We start from the raw sequence: 17641 nt of genomic DNA, 5'->3' as shown, positions 1-17641 counted from the left end.
TTGAAAATCGTCATTATCACCGAGACATTCCTGCCATCGACTGACGGTGTCGTTACCCGGCTCACCGAAGCGATCAAGTACCTGCGCAGCCAGAAGCATGAGGTCGTCGTCATCGCTCCGGATTTAGGTGTAACTGAATACGAAGGCGCGCTTGTGGAAGGCGTTGGAACGGTAACAATGCCATTTTATCGTTCCAAGAAATTTTCTCTGCCTACAAGACGTATTAAAACTCTACTTGAGAAGCACAAGCCGGATCTCGTGCATGTGGCAAACCCTGCCTTAGTCGGAGTTTCAGGAATCCATTATGCACATAAGAAAGGACTGCCGCTTTTGGCATCCTATCATACGCATGTTCCAAAATACCTTGATTACTATAAGTTTTATAAACCTTTGAAACCATTATTCTGGTGGCATTTCCGCCGATTGCATAATGCAGCTGATATAAATCTGTGTACGTCTGCTGCTATTAAGCAGGAGCTTGACGAACATGGATTTGAGCGGATGCATGTATTACGCAGAGGTGTCGATGTAGAGAAGCGGCATCCAGATTTTCATTCTGAAAGTATGCGTGAGCGGCTTCTGCAGGGTGATCACAGTAAGAAATTGCTCATCTTTGTTGGCAGACTGGCGATTGAGAAGGAAATCCATAAGATACGTCCATTGCTGGATGAACGGGATGACTTAGCATTAGCTATTATCGGAGACGGTCCAGCACGTAAAGAACTGGAGAAGATATTTGCGGGGACAAACACGATGTTCACAGGCTTTCTTCATGGAGAAGAGCTATCCCAGGCGTTTGCTTCTGCTGATGCTTTTCTATTCCCGTCCATTACCGAGACACTCGGTCTAGTCATACTAGAAGCAATGGCTTCCGGTATTCCTGTTATTGCTGCTAAAAGCGGACCAACTTTGGAGCAAATTGAGGAAGGCAAAACAGGATTTCTCTTCGAAAATGAAGATGTCGCAAGCATGAGTAAAGCAGTTGGTAAACTCGATGACCTAGAATTAGCAGCTAAAATGAAACAGAATGTACGAATAGAAGCTGAGAGACATTCCTGGACGAATGCTTCCAGTGAACTATTTGATTACTATTTAGAGACTATCCAAGCAAGATCCCCCGTATATCAAGCAGTGCAAAACCCGAGCTCCAGATAACGGAGCCGGGTTTTTGCATGTTTAAGCTTTTTAGCATATGGTTAACAATAAGAAAAAGCACACGAAATGAGGTGCAGCAGCATGAAATTCTTCAAAGGACTGCTAATCGGGATCTTGTTAGCTATACCATTCTGGATAGTGCTGATTTATTTACTTTTCTCCCGTAAAGGTTGAAAATTAACAATGAAAGGGAGTAGTCACTATGAAAGCAATCACATTACAAGGTTTCGGCGGAACAGAGAAACTAAAACTGGAAGAAGCCGATAAACCAAACATAAAACCAGACGAAATTCTAGTCGCTGTAAAGGCATCAGCAATCAACCGAGCCGATATAGAGAAAAGAAAAGGAAATTATCCATCAAGTGATTTTGATCCGATTTTAGGATTGGAAATCGCTGGAATTGTAGAAGAAGCAGGAGCGGAAGCATACGGATGGGAAAAGGGAGACCGTATCTTTGGATTAATACCATCCGGCGGCTACGCAGAATACGCCGTACTTAACAGCAAGCTAGCAATGCCCATTCCAGAGCATCTAAGCTACGAAGAGGCAGCGGCAGTCCCAGAAGTCTTCTTGACAGCTTATCAGACGTTACATTGGCTTGGAGAGCTTAAGCAAGGTGAAACAGTCTTGATTCACGCTGGAGCAAGCGGTGTTGGAACAGCTGCTATTCAAATAGCAAAACAAGCAGGTGCAACAGTTGCTGTTACAGCTGGATCACAGGAAAAACTTGATTTTTGTAAAGAACTCGGTGCTGACATCACAATTAACTACAAAGAAGAAGATTTTGCTGAAAGATTAGCCGATACAGGTGCCGATGTTATACTGGATTTCATTGGAGCAACATACTGGGATCAGAATATCAAAACACTCAAAACCGACGGAAGATTGATCCTAATCGGATTCCTAGGCGGTACTGAGCTGGAAAATGTATCGATAACGCCGTTGCTTGCAAAACGCTTACATGTGAAAGGAACATTATTAAGCACAAGAAGCATTAATTACAAAGCTAGGCTGACAGCAGATTTAATTGATAATGTATTGCCATTGTTCGAATCACAAGCAATAAAATCAATTGTAGACAAAGTATTTCCGTTAGCAGAAATCGCAGAAGCACATGATTATATGGAAAGTAACAAGAATACCGGAAAAATCGTGTTACATGTGGCGGACTAACTAATTAGAATCAGATTGTGCAGTCAACATGCTGCGCAATCTGATTTTTTAATTTCGTCTCACTATCTTAAGAATACTTAGGTTTTGAGATATGAAACAACGTTTTTCATTTACTTCCGATAATATATATTATGTAAACTAATAAAAATAAAATTATCTAAGAAGTATTCCTGAGCTATTTTTATACCTCTTCTCCTTCATTTACATATAACAAGTTGCCCTTACTGGTATGAGTGTAATTATCATAATACTATGGGCGGATCTTCTATATCTTCAAAACAGCGCGACTGCAACTTTAAATCAATTACTTAGACTTAAAAATAAATAACTTAATGCTATTATCTATATAAAACTTTATCCGAATTTAAGTTCTTTATAATCTCACATCTTTATCAGTTACTGTAGAAACAATTTCACTACTGGTAAAGCTATGATAATTTGTTCCTGCGTAAAGTATTAGATTTTACAACATTCTCGCAAAATCATCCGTTGTCTCGATATGTATCCAGTATATATGCCTGAAACTTCTGTACAGCTAGTGATTTAAATCTACCTGTCGTCCATGAAATACCTATAGAGCGCTCAGATCTGGCGTTTTTAAGTAAGAGTTTACATAGATATGATTAATCAAGGCCTTCCAGATCAGACAAGATAGAAATCCCCAATCCTTCAACAACGAAACCGGCTACAGTTGCGATTTCTTCCCCTTCAAAGATAACTTCGAGAGTAAGCTGCACCTGCTGGAACATGTCATCGACAGTATAACCTAGTGCATAACCGGCCTTAGCATAATGAGACGTTCGCTTCAGCTGCATTACTTAGGAGTTGATGGAGAAACAGATATCTTCCCATACAAAAAAAGGGTGAATCTCAATGATTTCACCCTTTTGAAACAATTACTTATATAGTAAGTACTCTTTTCGAACCTTCTTAAATTCAGATAGTTCTTTCTGATAAGTTTTCGTGATTTCTGTAACGGATGCTCCTTCAAGAATCATTGTTCTGACCAGATCGTTTCCAATCAATTTATCAAAAAAGTTGTTGGAAAGAAATTCGAAATCATCTGGATACATGTCGTAAATTGTTTTAATGATGTGAAGACCTGTAGTTACCGCATCGAATTCATCGCGGTCTGTTATATAAATCTCAACACCATGGCTGAGTTTTCCAGCATGCTTTGAAGTTGAAGGTGTAAAGGATGCAGCCCTGAATTTCACACCTGGCAGACGAAGTGAATTCAATTCTGCTGCAAGATTTGTACTGTTGATATAAGGTGCGCCGATCAGTTCAAACGGCTTGGTTGTTCCACGCCCTTCTGACAGGTTTGTTCCTTCGATTAAACCAGTTGCAGGATAAACAAATATTGTGGAAACTGTCGGCATATTTGGTGACGGTAGGACAAATGGAAGTCCTGTGTCATCGAAATCCATAGACCGCCTCCAACCTTTCATTTTGACGACTTTCAAATCTGCTTTAATATTAAATTCTGTGTTGAAGAAACGAGCAAGCTCTCCGACTGTCATCCCGTGCTTTGTCGGAATTGGATACATCCCTACAAAGGAAGAGAACTCAGGTTCAAGTACAGGACCATCAACTGAAAGTCCGCCTAGAGGATTCGGACGGTCGAGCACGACAATTGGAATGTTGTTTTCTTTTGCTGCTTCCATGGCATAAGCCATCGTGTAGATGTATGTGTAATACCGTGTGCCGACGTCTTGAATATCAAAGACAAGCACTTCTACGTTTTTAAGCATTTCAGGTGTTGGTTTTCTTGTTTGTCCATAGAGACTGTAAACAGGTAGTCCTGTCTTTTCGTCAATATAAGATTCAACATACTCCCCTGCCTGAGCATCACCGCGTACGCCATGCTCAGGGCCGAATAAAGCTGTCAGTTCAATACCCGAATCATCATGCAGCAAATCAACAATGCTGTTCATTTTTGAATCAATACCGGTCGGATTGGTAATTAAGCCAACTTTTTTGCCTTTTAAAAGCTCTTTCTGATCATCTAAAAGGACCTCAACACCAGGCGTGACTTTATTATTTTTCTTTTTCTTATGGGCAGCAACTTCTTTTTCTGCAGGAAAAGCACTTAAAACAAGCATCAGAATTATAACCAGCAACAATCCCCTTTTCAATGGAACTCCTCCCCTTTATATAGGATTATTTAAGCGGCTTGCCTGAACGAATATCGAGTCCATAACCATAATGATAAAGAATTTCTTCAGGTTGATTGACAGATGGAATATCTACTGGTAATTTACCTTTTGGCTTTGATTCACCAAAAATCGTCTTAATACCGGCCGGAATGTTCGGCTGTCTATATGCTCCATTTGAATAGCCTTTAAAACCATAGACGGCAAGCACAGCTTTTGCTTCTTCAAAATTTCCAACATCATAAGGATTGCGCAGACTCATTAACACAAACTTTTTATTTTTTGCTTCAGCATCTTTCATGACAGCTCTTGGAAAAGCTGTTGCCCATTTGCTCGAATCCTGAATACTATCATCAATGACGCCATCGTTTACAGCAGGGTCATTTTTGACAACATAGGAACCGGTAATAACATAGTCTGCTTCATCAATCATAGCTGCCACTTCTCCATTGAACGACTTTTCTGAGAAAGCATAGCCAGTAATTTCAACATCTTTCTTCTTACCTTTTAATTCGTTTATACTTCTTGTCATCGCTTCTACTTGATCATCAAATGGAGCGAGCACAAGAACATTGTCACCTTTTTTCAGTTTAAAAGGGAGTGTCTTATCTTCGTTTTTCAAAAGAGTAACAGCATCTTCCGCCATGTTCTTTTCTTTCTTCAAATGCTCCTTGTTGCCGACTACTTTTAACGATTCAGCTACTTTTTCTTCAATAGGTGCATTGTCAGGAGTCAAAATACCGCGTTTTTCTTTCAATTTAAGGATTCTCTCAACCGATGCATTTACTTGCTCCATTGGGAGATCGCCAGATTCGATTGCTTCTAGCACTGCGTTATAAACGGAAGCCAAATTCTCTTCCATTTCCAAAGAGTTTACTTGCGCAGGCATTAACGCAATATCTACACCAGATTTTAAAGCTAATACAACGGCTTCTTCCTGACCAAAGTTGTCTGCAATCGCTTTCATATTAAGGGCATCTGTGACGATGACACCTTCAAACCCCATTTCCTCTCGAAGCAATCCTGTCAACACTTTTTTGGAAAGTGTGGCTGGAACCAAAATCTCCTGACCGTCTTTTTTGCTGATATACGTTGTATCATCAAAAGCAGGAAATTGAACATGAGCTGTCATAATCATATCTACACCTTCATCGATTGCATTCTGAAAGGGCAGAAGTTCTACAGCATGTAATCTATCCTTGTCATGTGTAACAAGCGGCAGACCGTAATGACTGTCAGTAGCGGTATCACCATGTCCTGGAAAATGCTTTGCAGTTGCAGCAATATCCGTGCGTTGCAGTCCTTTTATAGTCTGAATACCTAGCTTTGAGACAAGCTCTGGATTAGAGCTGTATGAACGGACACCGATTACAGGATTATCAGGATTGTTGTTTACATCCAATGACGGGCCGAAATTTACATTAACACCAAGAGACGATAATTCTTTCCCGATGATTTCGCCAGTTTGATAGGCATATTTTTCACTTCTTGTTGCACCCAACGCCATGTTGCCGGGCAGGTTCGTTCCCGTTTGCAGACGTGTCACAATTCCGCCTTCCTGATCAATGGTAATGAAAAGCGGTAGTTCCGGGCTTGCATCTTGTAAGCCATCTATCAAACGGACTGTTTGCTCAGTACCTACAACATTTTCGGCAAATAGGATAACGCCCCCTAAATGATATTTCTGAATGATGCTTCCCACTTCATCGTTCATCTCTGTAAAACCTGTTGCTTTGCTTTCCCCTTGCTTTTGCCAGTTGCGGAAATCCGGCATAAGCATTTGACCTACTTTTTGTTCGACCGACATTCCTTCAACAATTGCCTTCACATCTGTTTCAGCCTTCACATCTGTTGGTTTGATTCCAACTAATGCTGTAACTGAAAGTGCTGCAACTAAAGCGGCTGCCGCCCATTTCTTTTTAAACATACTCCCATCCCCTTATTAATTATTTGATACTGAAGTTTTGTAATTAGCTATCACTACACTCCAGTAGTTTCCTCTTATGACAACATCTCCGTAAAATGGATTACGGTTTTCAGTAAGCAGGACACTTCCCAAGTCTTGTTATGGGTTAATGATGGTTAGGACAATGAAGCGAACATCTCACAAGGAAAAAGGTTGAGAGAGCGACCGATTCAATGGCAGTAAGCCCGATGGTTACATCGCCACTCTCTTTTACAAGATTGAACACTTAAAGGATCCTCTTTTTTTGCAGGAAAAAGAGGTAGCGAACTAGACATAGTCCACATTTGTATTGGCTATGACAATTAGATACTTCAAAGTAAAAATGTTGTTCATAATAAATGCGGAGTAACTTTTGTTGGGCATTCGCTACTGTATTACAAACACCTATACAACAAACACGATTAACATAAATTACTTTTTATAACTGCAGCTGTATCATGGACAATCTGAACATTGGTTCTTTATATATAAGAATTGGGCTATTTCTAAAGCAGGGTGCTTTAATAGAGTGGGAAGCTTCAAATATAATTAATATTTTGAAAACTATGAGGGGGAATCGACAGTAAACGATAGATACTAAGACTAAGTGGTAGTATTTCCTATTTTATTATGACCTCCATATCTATTTTTCCCCAAGTTTAACATACTCCATTATAAGATGGTTCAATATTTGAATTTCTTTTAAATTCAGGAAAACTTGACTATTACCTTTTATATAGGACTGAAGGTTTACAATTCAGTACATATCAGGAAAGAAGAGTTGTGTTTAGAATACACAGCTCTTCTATCTTTTTATTAATTCTTCAATTGTCTAATTCTTTTTGTCAGTTGATTAAAACGCTCATCCAAATCCTTGTAAACCGTATCTCCAGGTGTTAGCATACTCAGCTTCCCTAATACTTCCTGCCGTTCATTCTCTAGCTGCATTAAAAGAATGTCATCATCTGCGTCTGTTTGCGCTGCTGAAGTACCTAGATTCTTCATCATCTTCCCATCCTGTATGATTAACTGCGTATCTGTCACTTTCTCTCTGAAATAGCGATCATGTGATATAACAAGCAGTGTCCCGCTGTATGCTGCGAGTGTTTGTTCAAGCTGTTCCCGGGATGGAAGGTCCATATGGTTTGTTGGCTCATCAAGTAAAAGGACATCCTTATCTGCCAGGATATGCTGCATGAGCTTTAGCTTCACGCGCTCTCCCATACTCATGTCTTCTATTGGCAGCATCCAGCTTTCTGCCTCAAAGCCGAGATGCAGAAGCAGCGTTTGTACCTTTCCTCTCTCTGCAAATGTTTCCTGATGAAAAATTTCTGCAGGTGCCTTATCTAACGGAAGGTCATAGACATCCTGTGAGAGATAGCCGATGTTGGCTGTTGGCGAGATCCATAATTCTCCTCCATACGGTTCATTACCAGTTATCATCCGGAAAAAAGTAGTTTTTCCGCATCCATTTGGACCTTGCAAACCGATTTTTTCTCCATGCTTGATAGTGAAATTGGCATCTTGAAAAAGTACCTTATCATCATATTGCTTGGTTACGTTTTTACATTCCAGAAATCGTTTCCCCTTTTTACGGGCAGAGCTTAGTTCAAAGGATACGCCATGATCAGGTACAACTGCTTCGACCTTCTCTTTCTCCAATTCCTTCTCCAGTCTCTTATGCTTGGATTTTACTGCCTTATCCATCCGTTTGGCTTTCTTTCGGTAGTATTCCTTGGCGCCTTCTTGCTTGGTGGATTGTGCATGTGCTTTGGCGCTCCAGTTTTGCAGCGAAGCAATTTGACCTTCTACTTGCTTGATGCGTTTCTGCTGTTTTTCAAAGGCGTGCTGCTGTGCCTCTTTTTCTTTTTGTCGATGATCTGTATAGGCAGTATAATTTCCTGCAAAAGTATGAAGCCTCTGTTCTTCTATAGACCATATCTTTGTAGCCACTCTATCAAGTAAGTAGCGGTCATGGGAAACAATCAGCAGTGTTTTATTTGTACTCTCTATCTCCTCTACTAGCAAGTTCACACTGTCTTCATCTAGATGATTAGTTGGTTCATCAAGCAGCAATACATCTGCCCTGCTTGAAAGGCCGTTCGCAAGCCTTGTTTTCAATTTCTCTCCGCCGCTCATATTTCGATATGAAACAGAAGGAACTCGCCATTTGCCGCGCAGTTTTGCTGCTTCAGACAGAACTGACTCAGAAGTATAGATGTCCCTTTCCTGCTCTACTATTTCTATCTCAATCGAATCCTCCGTCCATATTGCCCCTTCGGCCATATGCTCCTTACCTGCTACAAGTTTCAACAATGTACTTTTACCAGCGCCATTTCTTCCGATGATGCCGATTACATCACCTTGATGCACTGTAGCATTCGCTTGCTGCATGATAAGGCGTTCACCGTACTTGTAGGTCAATTGCTGTAATTTGATTAATTCTTTCATTAGTACTCGCTCCTTAACAATAGGAGGACAGAAAAAATCCTCCCAAAATAAATTGGAAGGATTAGCCGTACCAGAAATACACATACATCCTTGGAGAGGTATACGTTTCCGTTCAATTAGAAAATGGGCAGACTAATCCTATTTAATACGCGTTGAAAATGACTTTTCAATTCGTGAAAAAATAAGATTAGAACTTCATCGGTCACCCATCATCCTCTCGTGTTTGTTGGTTACAGTATATCAAACATAAAATGGAAGTCAATTACAATTAAATTAATTGCTCTTTTCGTTCTGTACCAGGGGCTAATACAGTCTCATCTAAACCAGCTTGATAAGGCTTGTCGACAGTAGCTTTAATGAATTCCGCTTTTGCTTGCTCGACTAGTGCCGGTTCCGTCAGAAGATCATAAGCGGTCAAAGCCATGATTCTTGCAGCATAGTGCATGCCCTTCAATCCAATACTTGTTCCGAATACTGCCGTAGCTTGCCACGCATGTACTTGGGTTCCAATTGGTCCACAAGTTGTACCGATACTAGCTAGTGGTGTGATCCAGCTTACATCGGCTACATCTGTCGAGCCAGGCATCGTTGTATCTTTCATTGTTATATTATAGAAATTCTTAGTCGGAAGTATATCATTGTAATCAAGCTGCAGCTGTCGGCGGGATTCCTCAATGAGTTTCGGATCCATTGACTTACGCAGAATAGCAGCATAAGCAACTTCATCCGAAGTGAAGCTTTCCATCGGGTAATCCTCCATATTGCGATAATTCACTGTATCCATTGTGTCATTTGTCAACATATGATAACAATTCGCTAAAAGTTCATGAGAAGTTGAAGTGCCAGTAATCAATGCTGCTCCTTTAGCTATATCATGCATTCGCATCAGCATATCCTCTACTTGTTCGCGGTTCTCACCTCGAAGGTAATACCATACTTCGGCTTCATCTGGAACAATATTCGGCGCTTGGCCACCGTTAGTGATAGCATAATGGATACGTGTGCCATCTACTAGATGCTCTCGTAGATAGTTGGCACCGATATTCATGATTTCCACTGCATCAAGCGCACTACGTCCGGCATGCGGTGCACCTGCTGCGTGTGCCGGAACACCATGAAAACGGAATTTGATAGAGATCATTGCTTGCGTACTATAATTTTGTACAACATTGCTCGTTCCTGGATGCCAAGTGAGACAGCAATCCAAGTCATCAAATACACCTTCTCTGGCCATAAAAGTTTTTCCAGAGAGCACTTCTTCAGCCGGACAGCCGTAATAGCGGATAGTACCGTCCACCTTGCCATTATCGATAAGCTGCTTTATTCCTAGCACTGCTTCTACAACAGCGGTACCAAGCAGATGGTGGCCACACGCATGACCTGGTCCGTTTTCGCTGACTGGATCCTTATAAGGCTTGCTCGATTGTGACAATCCTGGCAGTGCATCAAATTCGCCTAATATGCCGATGATTGGATGCCCACTTCCGTATTCCGCATAAAAAGCAGTTTCCATACCGCCGATGTTATCTGTAATACGAAAACCTGCTTCTGAAAGTACATCCTTTTGCGCTGTACTCGCATAAGTCTCCTCATAAGCGATTTGAGGATGCTGCCATATATCAAGTGCCAAACTTCCTGTGACGTGCTCCAACTCCTCCAGATTACGAACCAGCTCTTTTTTACTCATGAACTATCTCTCCTTCATTTTTAGTTTTAGATGCTTGCTTGTTTTCCAATAGTACACAGATAATGACTGTTAGGAACATACAGACCAAGCCTTTGAAGAAGACTGGGATTGGCAGCTGTGTCATCAAGATGCCGAAAACGATGCCGATTACACCGAAAAGTGGCTTTTTCATAGCCAATTGAGCGATCATCCCACCAAAGATTGCAGGAATGATATAAGCGAATGCAGCCTGAACGGATTCTGGAATTGCCGAGAGGATATACGAGCCTGCTAATATAACTGGAATCAGCACGGCGATATTCATAAAGCTCGCTGCCGCTATTGCAAGAGTTGCTGCTACCTCACCTTTTCTCGTACCTGGTTCTGCGCCAATTACCTGCTGAGCAGCTGCTGCAGAGGGCAGACACATATTAGCAATGTTTCCAGTAAGGAAACTAAGATACGTTCCAGATACTCCGAGTGTAGCGTAATAACTGACCGGCTCCACCACCCAAGCAAATCCAACGAGGGCGATATACGCAAGAAAGGCTGCGAATATGGCCTGCCAGCCGGGATGATAGCCTGCGACAAATGAAAGGTAAAGCGGCAATGCTGCCGATAAGACGATCACACAGCCAATCGTGAGCCTGCCCCAGAAATGGGCGTTCACATGAAAAGCATCGAATGATTGCTGCTGTGTTTCAATCAGCTGTTCTTGTACTACTACCTGTTCCGCTGTTTTAGCCATTATCTTTGCCTCCCTTTCTTATCCGATAAAGTAGCCGACTGTCAGTCCGCCGATGATAGCAAACCCTAAGGCCCATTCTTTCAGCCAATTCATTTGGAATTTGTTTGCTAGCAGTAAAGTGCCGATAGTTATGAGGATGCTCGTCATGATTACTAAGGTGTGACCTCCGCTTTTCACTGCTTCATTCGCTGCAAAGTACCCGAACGCACCTAGCATTGCTGCCGTTGAGATAATAACCATCTTTTTTGTGCCATTCTTACGTGCTGTAATTTTCTTTTGAAATGACCCTAACGACTTTGTAAAGAAAAACGTGACAATCAGCCATCCGGTGCCGCCTATACACAACGTCCAAGCAATAGTTGTGAAGGCTTCAGGACCGAAATTAGCTGATCCTAGCTCAGTACCATAAGCAGTTGACGCCATTTGGGCACCGAGTGACTCGGTAGCAGAGGATCCGATAATTGCACTGCGCATCATCGTTAGCGGATTTCCGATCAAAGTCATAAGTGAGACAGCAATAATAATATTGCCTAGAGCAGGACCGATGGCTGCAATTGCACCTGTCTTCATCGCACTTCGGGCCTCACGATCTGTCATACCTACACTGGCTTTTACTTGAAACGCAGATCGCATGAACACGACACCTTGAAAAATAACAATAGATACGACTAGCAGACAGAACACCCATAAAACACCGCTGTTCATGATCTCAGATATCTGCAATTTTTCGCCTCCTTCAATATAATTAATAATTCTGATTATTATGTTAATTGTGTTGTTACCTACTGTCAAAACCTTTATGAAAAACAGGCCTATCTGAGTAAAGATGCACACAAATCAATACGAAATCGTACCTATCACTTGTCAGTTTCTTTATCAAGAGGCATTCGATAAGTAACAAGCGTCGATACAAAATTGCTCCGAATTTAGAACAGTAAAAAGGCAAGCGCGTCTGTGTACTCGCACTTGCCTTGGCATCCAATAGCCCTATTTAATAACTGTATTCGATAATAAGGTGGGTACATTCTTTATAAGCCTCTTCCTTCATGTGGCTGCAATAATTCAGTCTTCCCAATAAAAGATAGCATCCATTACGATGTATTTGCCTGGTTCGCGGAAGATTGTCGGTATTGTTGTTTGAAAAGATAATGGCGAATTTGCGCTTTCGGCATCCAATAACTCATAATCATATTCTTTTAACACTCGTTTTAATTCTTCAGCTAGTGGATGTAACTTCTCGCTTACGTACAAGCGCCTGGGACCATCCAGCAGAGTGCCAAAGCCTCCCGTTAATTCTTCATTCGTTTTCATTCGTATTGATCTGTATCTTTCATCTTCACCCATTATTGCAACTGGAGCTAGACGACAAACGTCTAAGAGAACTCCTCTTATTTCTATATCTCGCTGTCCATTCTTTTCACAAACAACTGAAACATCTTCTTTGCGATAACAAAAAACTTCCACATAAGAAGCATAGCCACTGCCAAAGTGGTTCCACTCCGCTTCGCAAATGACGTTTGGTATCCGGTTAATCCGGTGATATAAGCGTTTTATATGAGCCTCAATCATTTCTTCATCTTTTGAGTCATAAGGAAAACTGTTACCCACCGCTTTACCGGCAATTAATTCTCTCAATTCTTGATTTGTGAACAACACAGCCCTCTCCAATCGATTTTAATCTATTTATGTTAAATAAAATTCTTCGCGCTTTATCTAACTGCTAGGTAAGCTTCCATGACATAAAAGACTCGTTCTCCTCATAAATCTAAACTATGGACAAGTTGAGGTGACAAATGTGGGAAAACAATCATTATTGAAAGGTACGATCATTCTTGCAGTTGCTGCTTGCTACAGCAAGCTGATCGGATTCATAAACGGAATCGTTTTGTCACGGCTCTTAGGCCCGGAAGGAATCGGACTGGCGATGATGGCAATGCCGATAACCGGTCTGCTGATTGCTATTACAGGCTTTGGATTGGAAGTGGCGGTAGCCAATTTGGTGGCAGAGAATAATGCGACGAATAATCGGACAAGACTGCGGCACGTCCTTTCCCTTTCATTTCTGATAACAGGGACTTTGGGAGTTATCACTTCCTTGCTACTGCTTGGACTGATCCACTACGTTCCAGGACTTTTATTTGCAGATGAACGTGCCATATACACATTCACAGCTATCATCCCGATTATACCGATTGTCGCGATTTCTTCTATCTTGAAAGGTTATTTTCATGGCAAGCAGTATATGTCACCTGGGGCCTTCGCTTCTATTCTGGAGCAGAGTGTACAGCTTGTAGTTACGTATATGCTCGTTCAATATTTGCTTCCTTACGGTTTAGGAGTTGCTGCTGCAGGTGCTGTCATCAGCATGGTCATCGGCGAAGCAATCTCTTTAGGTGTATTGATTGTAGCGTTCAACAGGCAAAAAGAATTCAAATGGCGTTTCTTTCATATTGTTCAGGATCTCATCCGTGACGGAAAACAGCATACACGAGATTTAATTCGTGTCGCACTCCCGAATACCGGCAGTCATTTGGTCAATAGCTTTGCTGGAGTTCTATTACCAATAATTATTACCCACAGTTTTCTTACAGCAGGGCTTACTGCCGAGACCGCTACCGAAACTTATGGCCTTTTAATGGGCTATGTCATGCCGCTAGTGTTTGTTCCGACATTTATCACACATTCCTTATCGACCAATCTGTTGCCGTCCATTAGTGACTTGTATGCACGTCGTCAATTTCAGCAGATGTACAGCAACATCAACCAAGTGATCAACGTTACGATGATGATTTGTATTCCATGGGCGCTGTTTCTTTACTTTTTCGCCACCGAATTGACAGGTTTGTTTTATCACTCGGAAGAAGCAGGGCTTCTTATTCAGAAGATGATCTTCTGTTTTATGCTCAGCTATTTACAGATTCCGCTGCAGGCCGTGCTAATTGGAATTGGGAAAAGCAGTGTCGTACTATACAACAATTTGATTGCAGCGCTTGCCAGTCTTCTAATGATTTACTTTGTTGCTTCTCAGCCGAGCATGGGTGTAAATGGAGTTATACTCGGTCTGAACTTGGGAGAAGTGCTTGGCACAGTACTTCATTTTGCAAGTCTATACCAGGCTGTACGCTTTCCCTTTAGCTTTGCCAGGTTTTATAAGCTCCTTATTGCCATCGTTTGTATGGCATCATGTGCGATCTTCCTTTATATGACACTGGACTCGTACATTTCGAATGGTTATGTGCTGCTTAGCAGTGTATTACTCGTTTCTGCCAGTTTCTATATGCTCCTCCTTCACAGATTCCGACTGTTCAAACAAGAGCTGTAACAGAATCATGCTTGAAGCCGATAATTCCGCTGGGTTATACTTATACTAGTAATTGAGGTGAAGAAATGTATAAACTATTAACACATAATGACCTGGACGGTGTCGGCTGCGGTATTTTAGCTACACTTGCTTTTGGAGAGGATGTTGAGATCCGCTATAATTCCATCAGCAGTCTGAATGAAGAAGTAAAGAAATTCCTAGCCGATGAAACACAGCATGAGAGAGCACTTTGGGTAACTGATTTGGCTGTGAACGAAGAAAATGAAGCTGCTATCAGCACTTTCATCAAATCTGGCGGAAAAGCCCGGCTTGTGGACCATCACAAAACAAGTGAGCACTTGAATGCCCATGATTGGGCATGGATTGCGACAAAGGAAGAAGATGGAACTCCTACGTCAGCTACAAGTATGTTATACGACGTTCTTGTCGAAGAAGGATATCTAGAAAAAACCAAGGCAGTAAGCGAATTTGTCGAGCTTGTTCGCCAATACGATACATGGGAATGGGAGAAAAGAAATAATGAAGCTGCCAAGCAGCTAAACGCACTTCTCTTCCTCCAAAGCATCGAAGAATTTGCAGATGAGATGATACAACGTCTGCAGCATAATGATACATTCGTTTTCAGCGACTTGGAGGAGAAATTACTTCAAGTACAAGACGCTCAAACAGCACGCTATATTCGTAAGAAAAGGAAACAAGTTGTTCCTATTAAGACAGATACATATCTAGCTGGAGTTGTTCATGCAGAATCATATCTCTCTGAATTGGGTAATGACCTAGGCAAGACGTTCCCTCATCTTGATTTAATCATTATGATTATGATGGGCACCAAACGGATGAGCCTTCGGACAATTCATGATGATGTGGATGTATCTGCTTTTGCAGGCAACTACGGCGGAGGCGGTCATCAGAAAGCTTCTGGAGCTTCCCTGACTGAGGAAGCATTCGATTTATTTGTAAAAAATGCGTTCGACTTGCAAACATTGCGACCTGATGCGATAGATAACAAATATAATGTCCCAGAGAACGATCTTGGGACGCTGTATGTAAATGAGCAGAATGACAAGTTCCTCATTGTGCAGCAAAACCGCAAATTTTATATTATGAAAAATCAGCAGCCCGCAGACATCGGATTTGATTCCTTTGAGGAAGCTGAGAAGCATCTGAAACGGGAGGAGCTTGCATTCCTCGTTACAGATCATCGCTATGTAAAATACTTGAGCGAACGCGTGAAGAAACAAGATATCATCGTGAATCAGCCAATCCAAAAAAATCAAGAAAACTAATAAAAAGGCGGAAGACACTTAAGTGTTTTCCGCCTTTTCTTTATGGTCCCTCAGCAGTCGCAATAGCTTGTTCTATCAAAAGAATATCATCATGAATTAAGCTTCGAATTTGTGGTTCAGGACATCTCTTATACTCATCCTCCAGCCGTTTCAGTTCTGCGTAGAATATATCCATCTCTGTAAAATGCATGATTTCGGCCTCCAAATGGCTTTTTTATTATATATGCCGAATGCAGCAGAAAATATACATCTTATGTAATATATTAATAGTTGTTGCAACAAGTGAACTATGGTAGAATCTCTAACATAGTTCAAATAGTTTTAATATTTTTTCTATTAAATTATCTGATTAATTAGAAATCGATTGTCATCTTGGAGGTAATCACTGTGAAAAAATCAATTCCGTTTTCTTATGTTATCGTTACAGGATTCATGTTATTTGCATTGTTTTTTGGAGCAGGTAATTTAATTTTCCCTGCTTTGCTTGGTCAGAGTTCCGGAACAAATGTAATGACTGCTAATCTCGGGTTTATCGTTACCGGTGTAGGCTTGCCGCTGCTCGGTATACTGGCTTTCGGGTTTTCTGGTAAGAACGATTTGCAAGATTTAGCCAGCCGGGTTCATCCTCTTTTCGGCTTTGTATTCACTATCGTTCTATATTTGTCTATTGGTCCGCTTTTTGCACTACCGCGTACAGGTACTGTGTCTTATGAGATTGGCATCCAGCCTTTCTTAAGTGACAATGCCGGATCGTTGCCTTTGATTATATATTCCATCTTGTTCTTCGGGATTACTTGTTTCTTCTCTTTAAAACCGGCCAAGATTGTCGATATAGTCGGGAAATACTTGACACCTGCTTTGCTGATTACCATTGCAGTATTAATCATTACTGTACTGGTCAATCCGTTAGGCAGTCCGCAGGAACCAACGGAAGCATACAGCAGCAAAGCATTCTTCAAGGGATTCCAAGAAGGTTACTTGACGATGGATACATTGGCAGCGTTCGTCTTTGGAATTATTGTCATCAATTCTGTGAAAAATATCGGAGTTACCGATCGCAAAGCAATTCTCGGATTCACATGGAAAGCTGGCTTGATCGCCGCAGCACTACTTGCTTTGATCTACACTTCCATATCCTATCTTGGTGCAACAAGTGTAGCTGGAATAGGTTTGATGGAAAACGGCGGTACCGTACTAGCAGGAGTTTCAGAAATATATTATGGAAGATTAGGCAACGTCTTGCTTGGTTTGATTGTACTAGGTGCTTGCTTAACGACTAGTATCGGTCTGGTAACAGCTTGCAGTAGTTACTTCAGCCGTCTGCTTCCAAAAGTTTCTTATTCTGTTATTGCTATCGTGCTTTCTTTATTCAGCGCTGTCGTTGCAAATGCCGGATTAGCGAACATCATCGCATTCAGTGTACCGGTCTTGACCATCATCTATCCACTGGCGATTGTTCTGATTTTCCTGACTTTCCTGCACGATGCTTTTAGTGGCAGCAGAGCCGTCTACTTGATCAGTCTGCTTTTCACTTTTGCAGTCAGTTTGATGGAAGGCTTAAACGCTGCCAAACTCCCTATACCTGGAGTACAGAAATTTTTAACAGACAATCTGCCAATGTATAGCTTAGGTCTTGGCTGGCTTATACCTGCAATTATTGGAGCGGCGATCGGGTATATCATTTACCTAGTTACAAAACCAAATCAGAGTGAAGTTAGAAATGCAGATACAAGATAAT

The 17641-nt window shown here is 41.4% G+C and carries 14 protein-coding genes; 5 read left to right on the top strand and 9 right to left on the bottom strand.

The window, feature by feature from the left end; genetic code table 11:
* Entirely contained in the window at window positions 1-1155 is a 1155-nt protein-coding gene (locus GZ22_RS07660) for a glycosyltransferase family 4 protein (protein WP_038560761.1), read from the top strand.
* 202 nt (window positions 1156-1357) lie between these two features.
* Window positions 1358-2329, top strand: coding sequence for an NAD(P)H-quinone oxidoreductase (locus tag GZ22_RS07655; RefSeq protein ID WP_038560758.1), 972 nt, complete (start codon window positions 1358-1360; stop codon window positions 2327-2329).
* A gap of 623 nt (window positions 2330-2952) precedes the next feature.
* Here the strand turns inward: GZ22_RS07655 and GZ22_RS07650 are convergent.
* The 8 genes from GZ22_RS07650 to GZ22_RS18000 all read right to left on the bottom strand — a co-directional run bounded on the left by GZ22_RS07650 (window position 2953) and on the right by GZ22_RS18000 (window position 12948).
* Window positions 2953-3144, bottom strand: coding sequence for a type 2 periplasmic-binding domain-containing protein (locus GZ22_RS07650; RefSeq protein ID WP_038560755.1), 192 nt, complete (start codon window positions 3142-3144; stop codon window positions 2953-2955).
* A gap of 81 nt (window positions 3145-3225) precedes the next feature.
* Window positions 3226-4434, bottom strand: coding sequence for an exo-beta-N-acetylmuramidase NamZ family protein (locus GZ22_RS07645; RefSeq protein WP_084160813.1), 1209 nt, complete (start codon window positions 4432-4434; stop codon window positions 3226-3228).
* 58 nt (window positions 4435-4492) lie between these two features.
* A complete protein-coding gene (locus GZ22_RS07640) occupies window positions 4493-6412 on the bottom strand; it encodes a glycoside hydrolase family 3 protein (protein WP_038560749.1) in 1920 nt (639 codons plus the stop codon).
* 834 nt (window positions 6413-7246) lie between these two features.
* Complete coding sequence (abc-f, locus tag GZ22_RS07635) at window positions 7247-8881, bottom strand: ribosomal protection-like ABC-F family protein (RefSeq protein ID WP_038560746.1); 1635 nt, start codon at window positions 8879-8881, stop codon at window positions 7247-7249.
* A gap of 268 nt (window positions 8882-9149) precedes the next feature.
* Window positions 9150-10568, bottom strand: coding sequence for an amidohydrolase (locus tag GZ22_RS07630; RefSeq protein WP_038560743.1), 1419 nt, complete (start codon window positions 10566-10568; stop codon window positions 9150-9152).
* The gene (locus GZ22_RS07625) at window positions 10561-11295 is read right to left on the bottom strand and encodes a small-conductance mechanosensitive channel (protein ID WP_038560740.1); all 735 of its coding nucleotides are present in this window, start codon (window positions 11293-11295) and stop codon (window positions 10561-10563) included. Before GZ22_RS07625 ends, GZ22_RS07630 begins: the two co-directional genes overlap by 8 nt.
* 18 nt (window positions 11296-11313) lie before the next feature.
* Window positions 11314-12018 carry a DUF5058 family protein gene (locus tag GZ22_RS07620; RefSeq protein ID WP_051748114.1) on the bottom strand — a complete coding sequence of 235 codons (705 nt, stop codon included), beginning with the start codon at window positions 12016-12018 and terminating at the stop codon, window positions 11314-11316.
* Between the two features lie 339 nt (window positions 12019-12357).
* On the bottom strand, window positions 12358-12948 hold the full coding sequence (locus GZ22_RS18000; RefSeq protein WP_051748112.1) for a hypothetical protein: 591 nt from the start codon (window positions 12946-12948) through the stop codon (window positions 12358-12360).
* 142 nt (window positions 12949-13090) lie between these two features.
* On the opposite strand from GZ22_RS18000, the gene spoVB reads away from it, so the two are divergent.
* Together spoVB and GZ22_RS07605 are read left to right on the top strand one after the other, a co-directional pair.
* Window positions 13091-14617 (top strand): stage V sporulation protein B, encoded by a 1527-nt coding sequence (spoVB, locus tag GZ22_RS07610; protein WP_051748110.1) that lies wholly within the window; start codon window positions 13091-13093, stop codon window positions 14615-14617.
* A 65-nt stretch (window positions 14618-14682) separates the two neighbouring features.
* The gene (locus GZ22_RS07605; RefSeq protein ID WP_051748109.1) at window positions 14683-15903 is read left to right on the top strand and encodes a DHH family phosphoesterase; all 1221 of its coding nucleotides are present in this window, start codon (window positions 14683-14685) and stop codon (window positions 15901-15903) included.
* Between the two features lie 40 nt (window positions 15904-15943).
* On the opposite strand, the gene GZ22_RS18595 is transcribed toward GZ22_RS07605, so the two are convergent.
* On the bottom strand, window positions 15944-16093 hold the full coding sequence (locus GZ22_RS18595; protein WP_164072054.1) for a hypothetical protein: 150 nt from the start codon (window positions 16091-16093) through the stop codon (window positions 15944-15946).
* A gap of 197 nt (window positions 16094-16290) precedes the next feature.
* Between GZ22_RS18595 and brnQ the strand changes: the two genes are divergently transcribed.
* Window positions 16291-17640, top strand: a complete 1350-nt coding sequence (gene brnQ, locus GZ22_RS07600) for a branched-chain amino acid transport system II carrier protein (protein WP_038560737.1) — start codon at window positions 16291-16293, stop codon at window positions 17638-17640.
* The last annotated feature ends 1 nt before the right edge of the window (window position 17641 follow it).

Origin of the sequence: Terribacillus saccharophilus (assembly GCF_000725365.1) — a bacterium.
Classification (GTDB): Bacteria; Bacillota; Bacilli; order Bacillales; family Amphibacillaceae; genus Terribacillus; species Terribacillus saccharophilus.
This window is presented reverse-complemented; position numbering and strand designations above follow the sequence as displayed.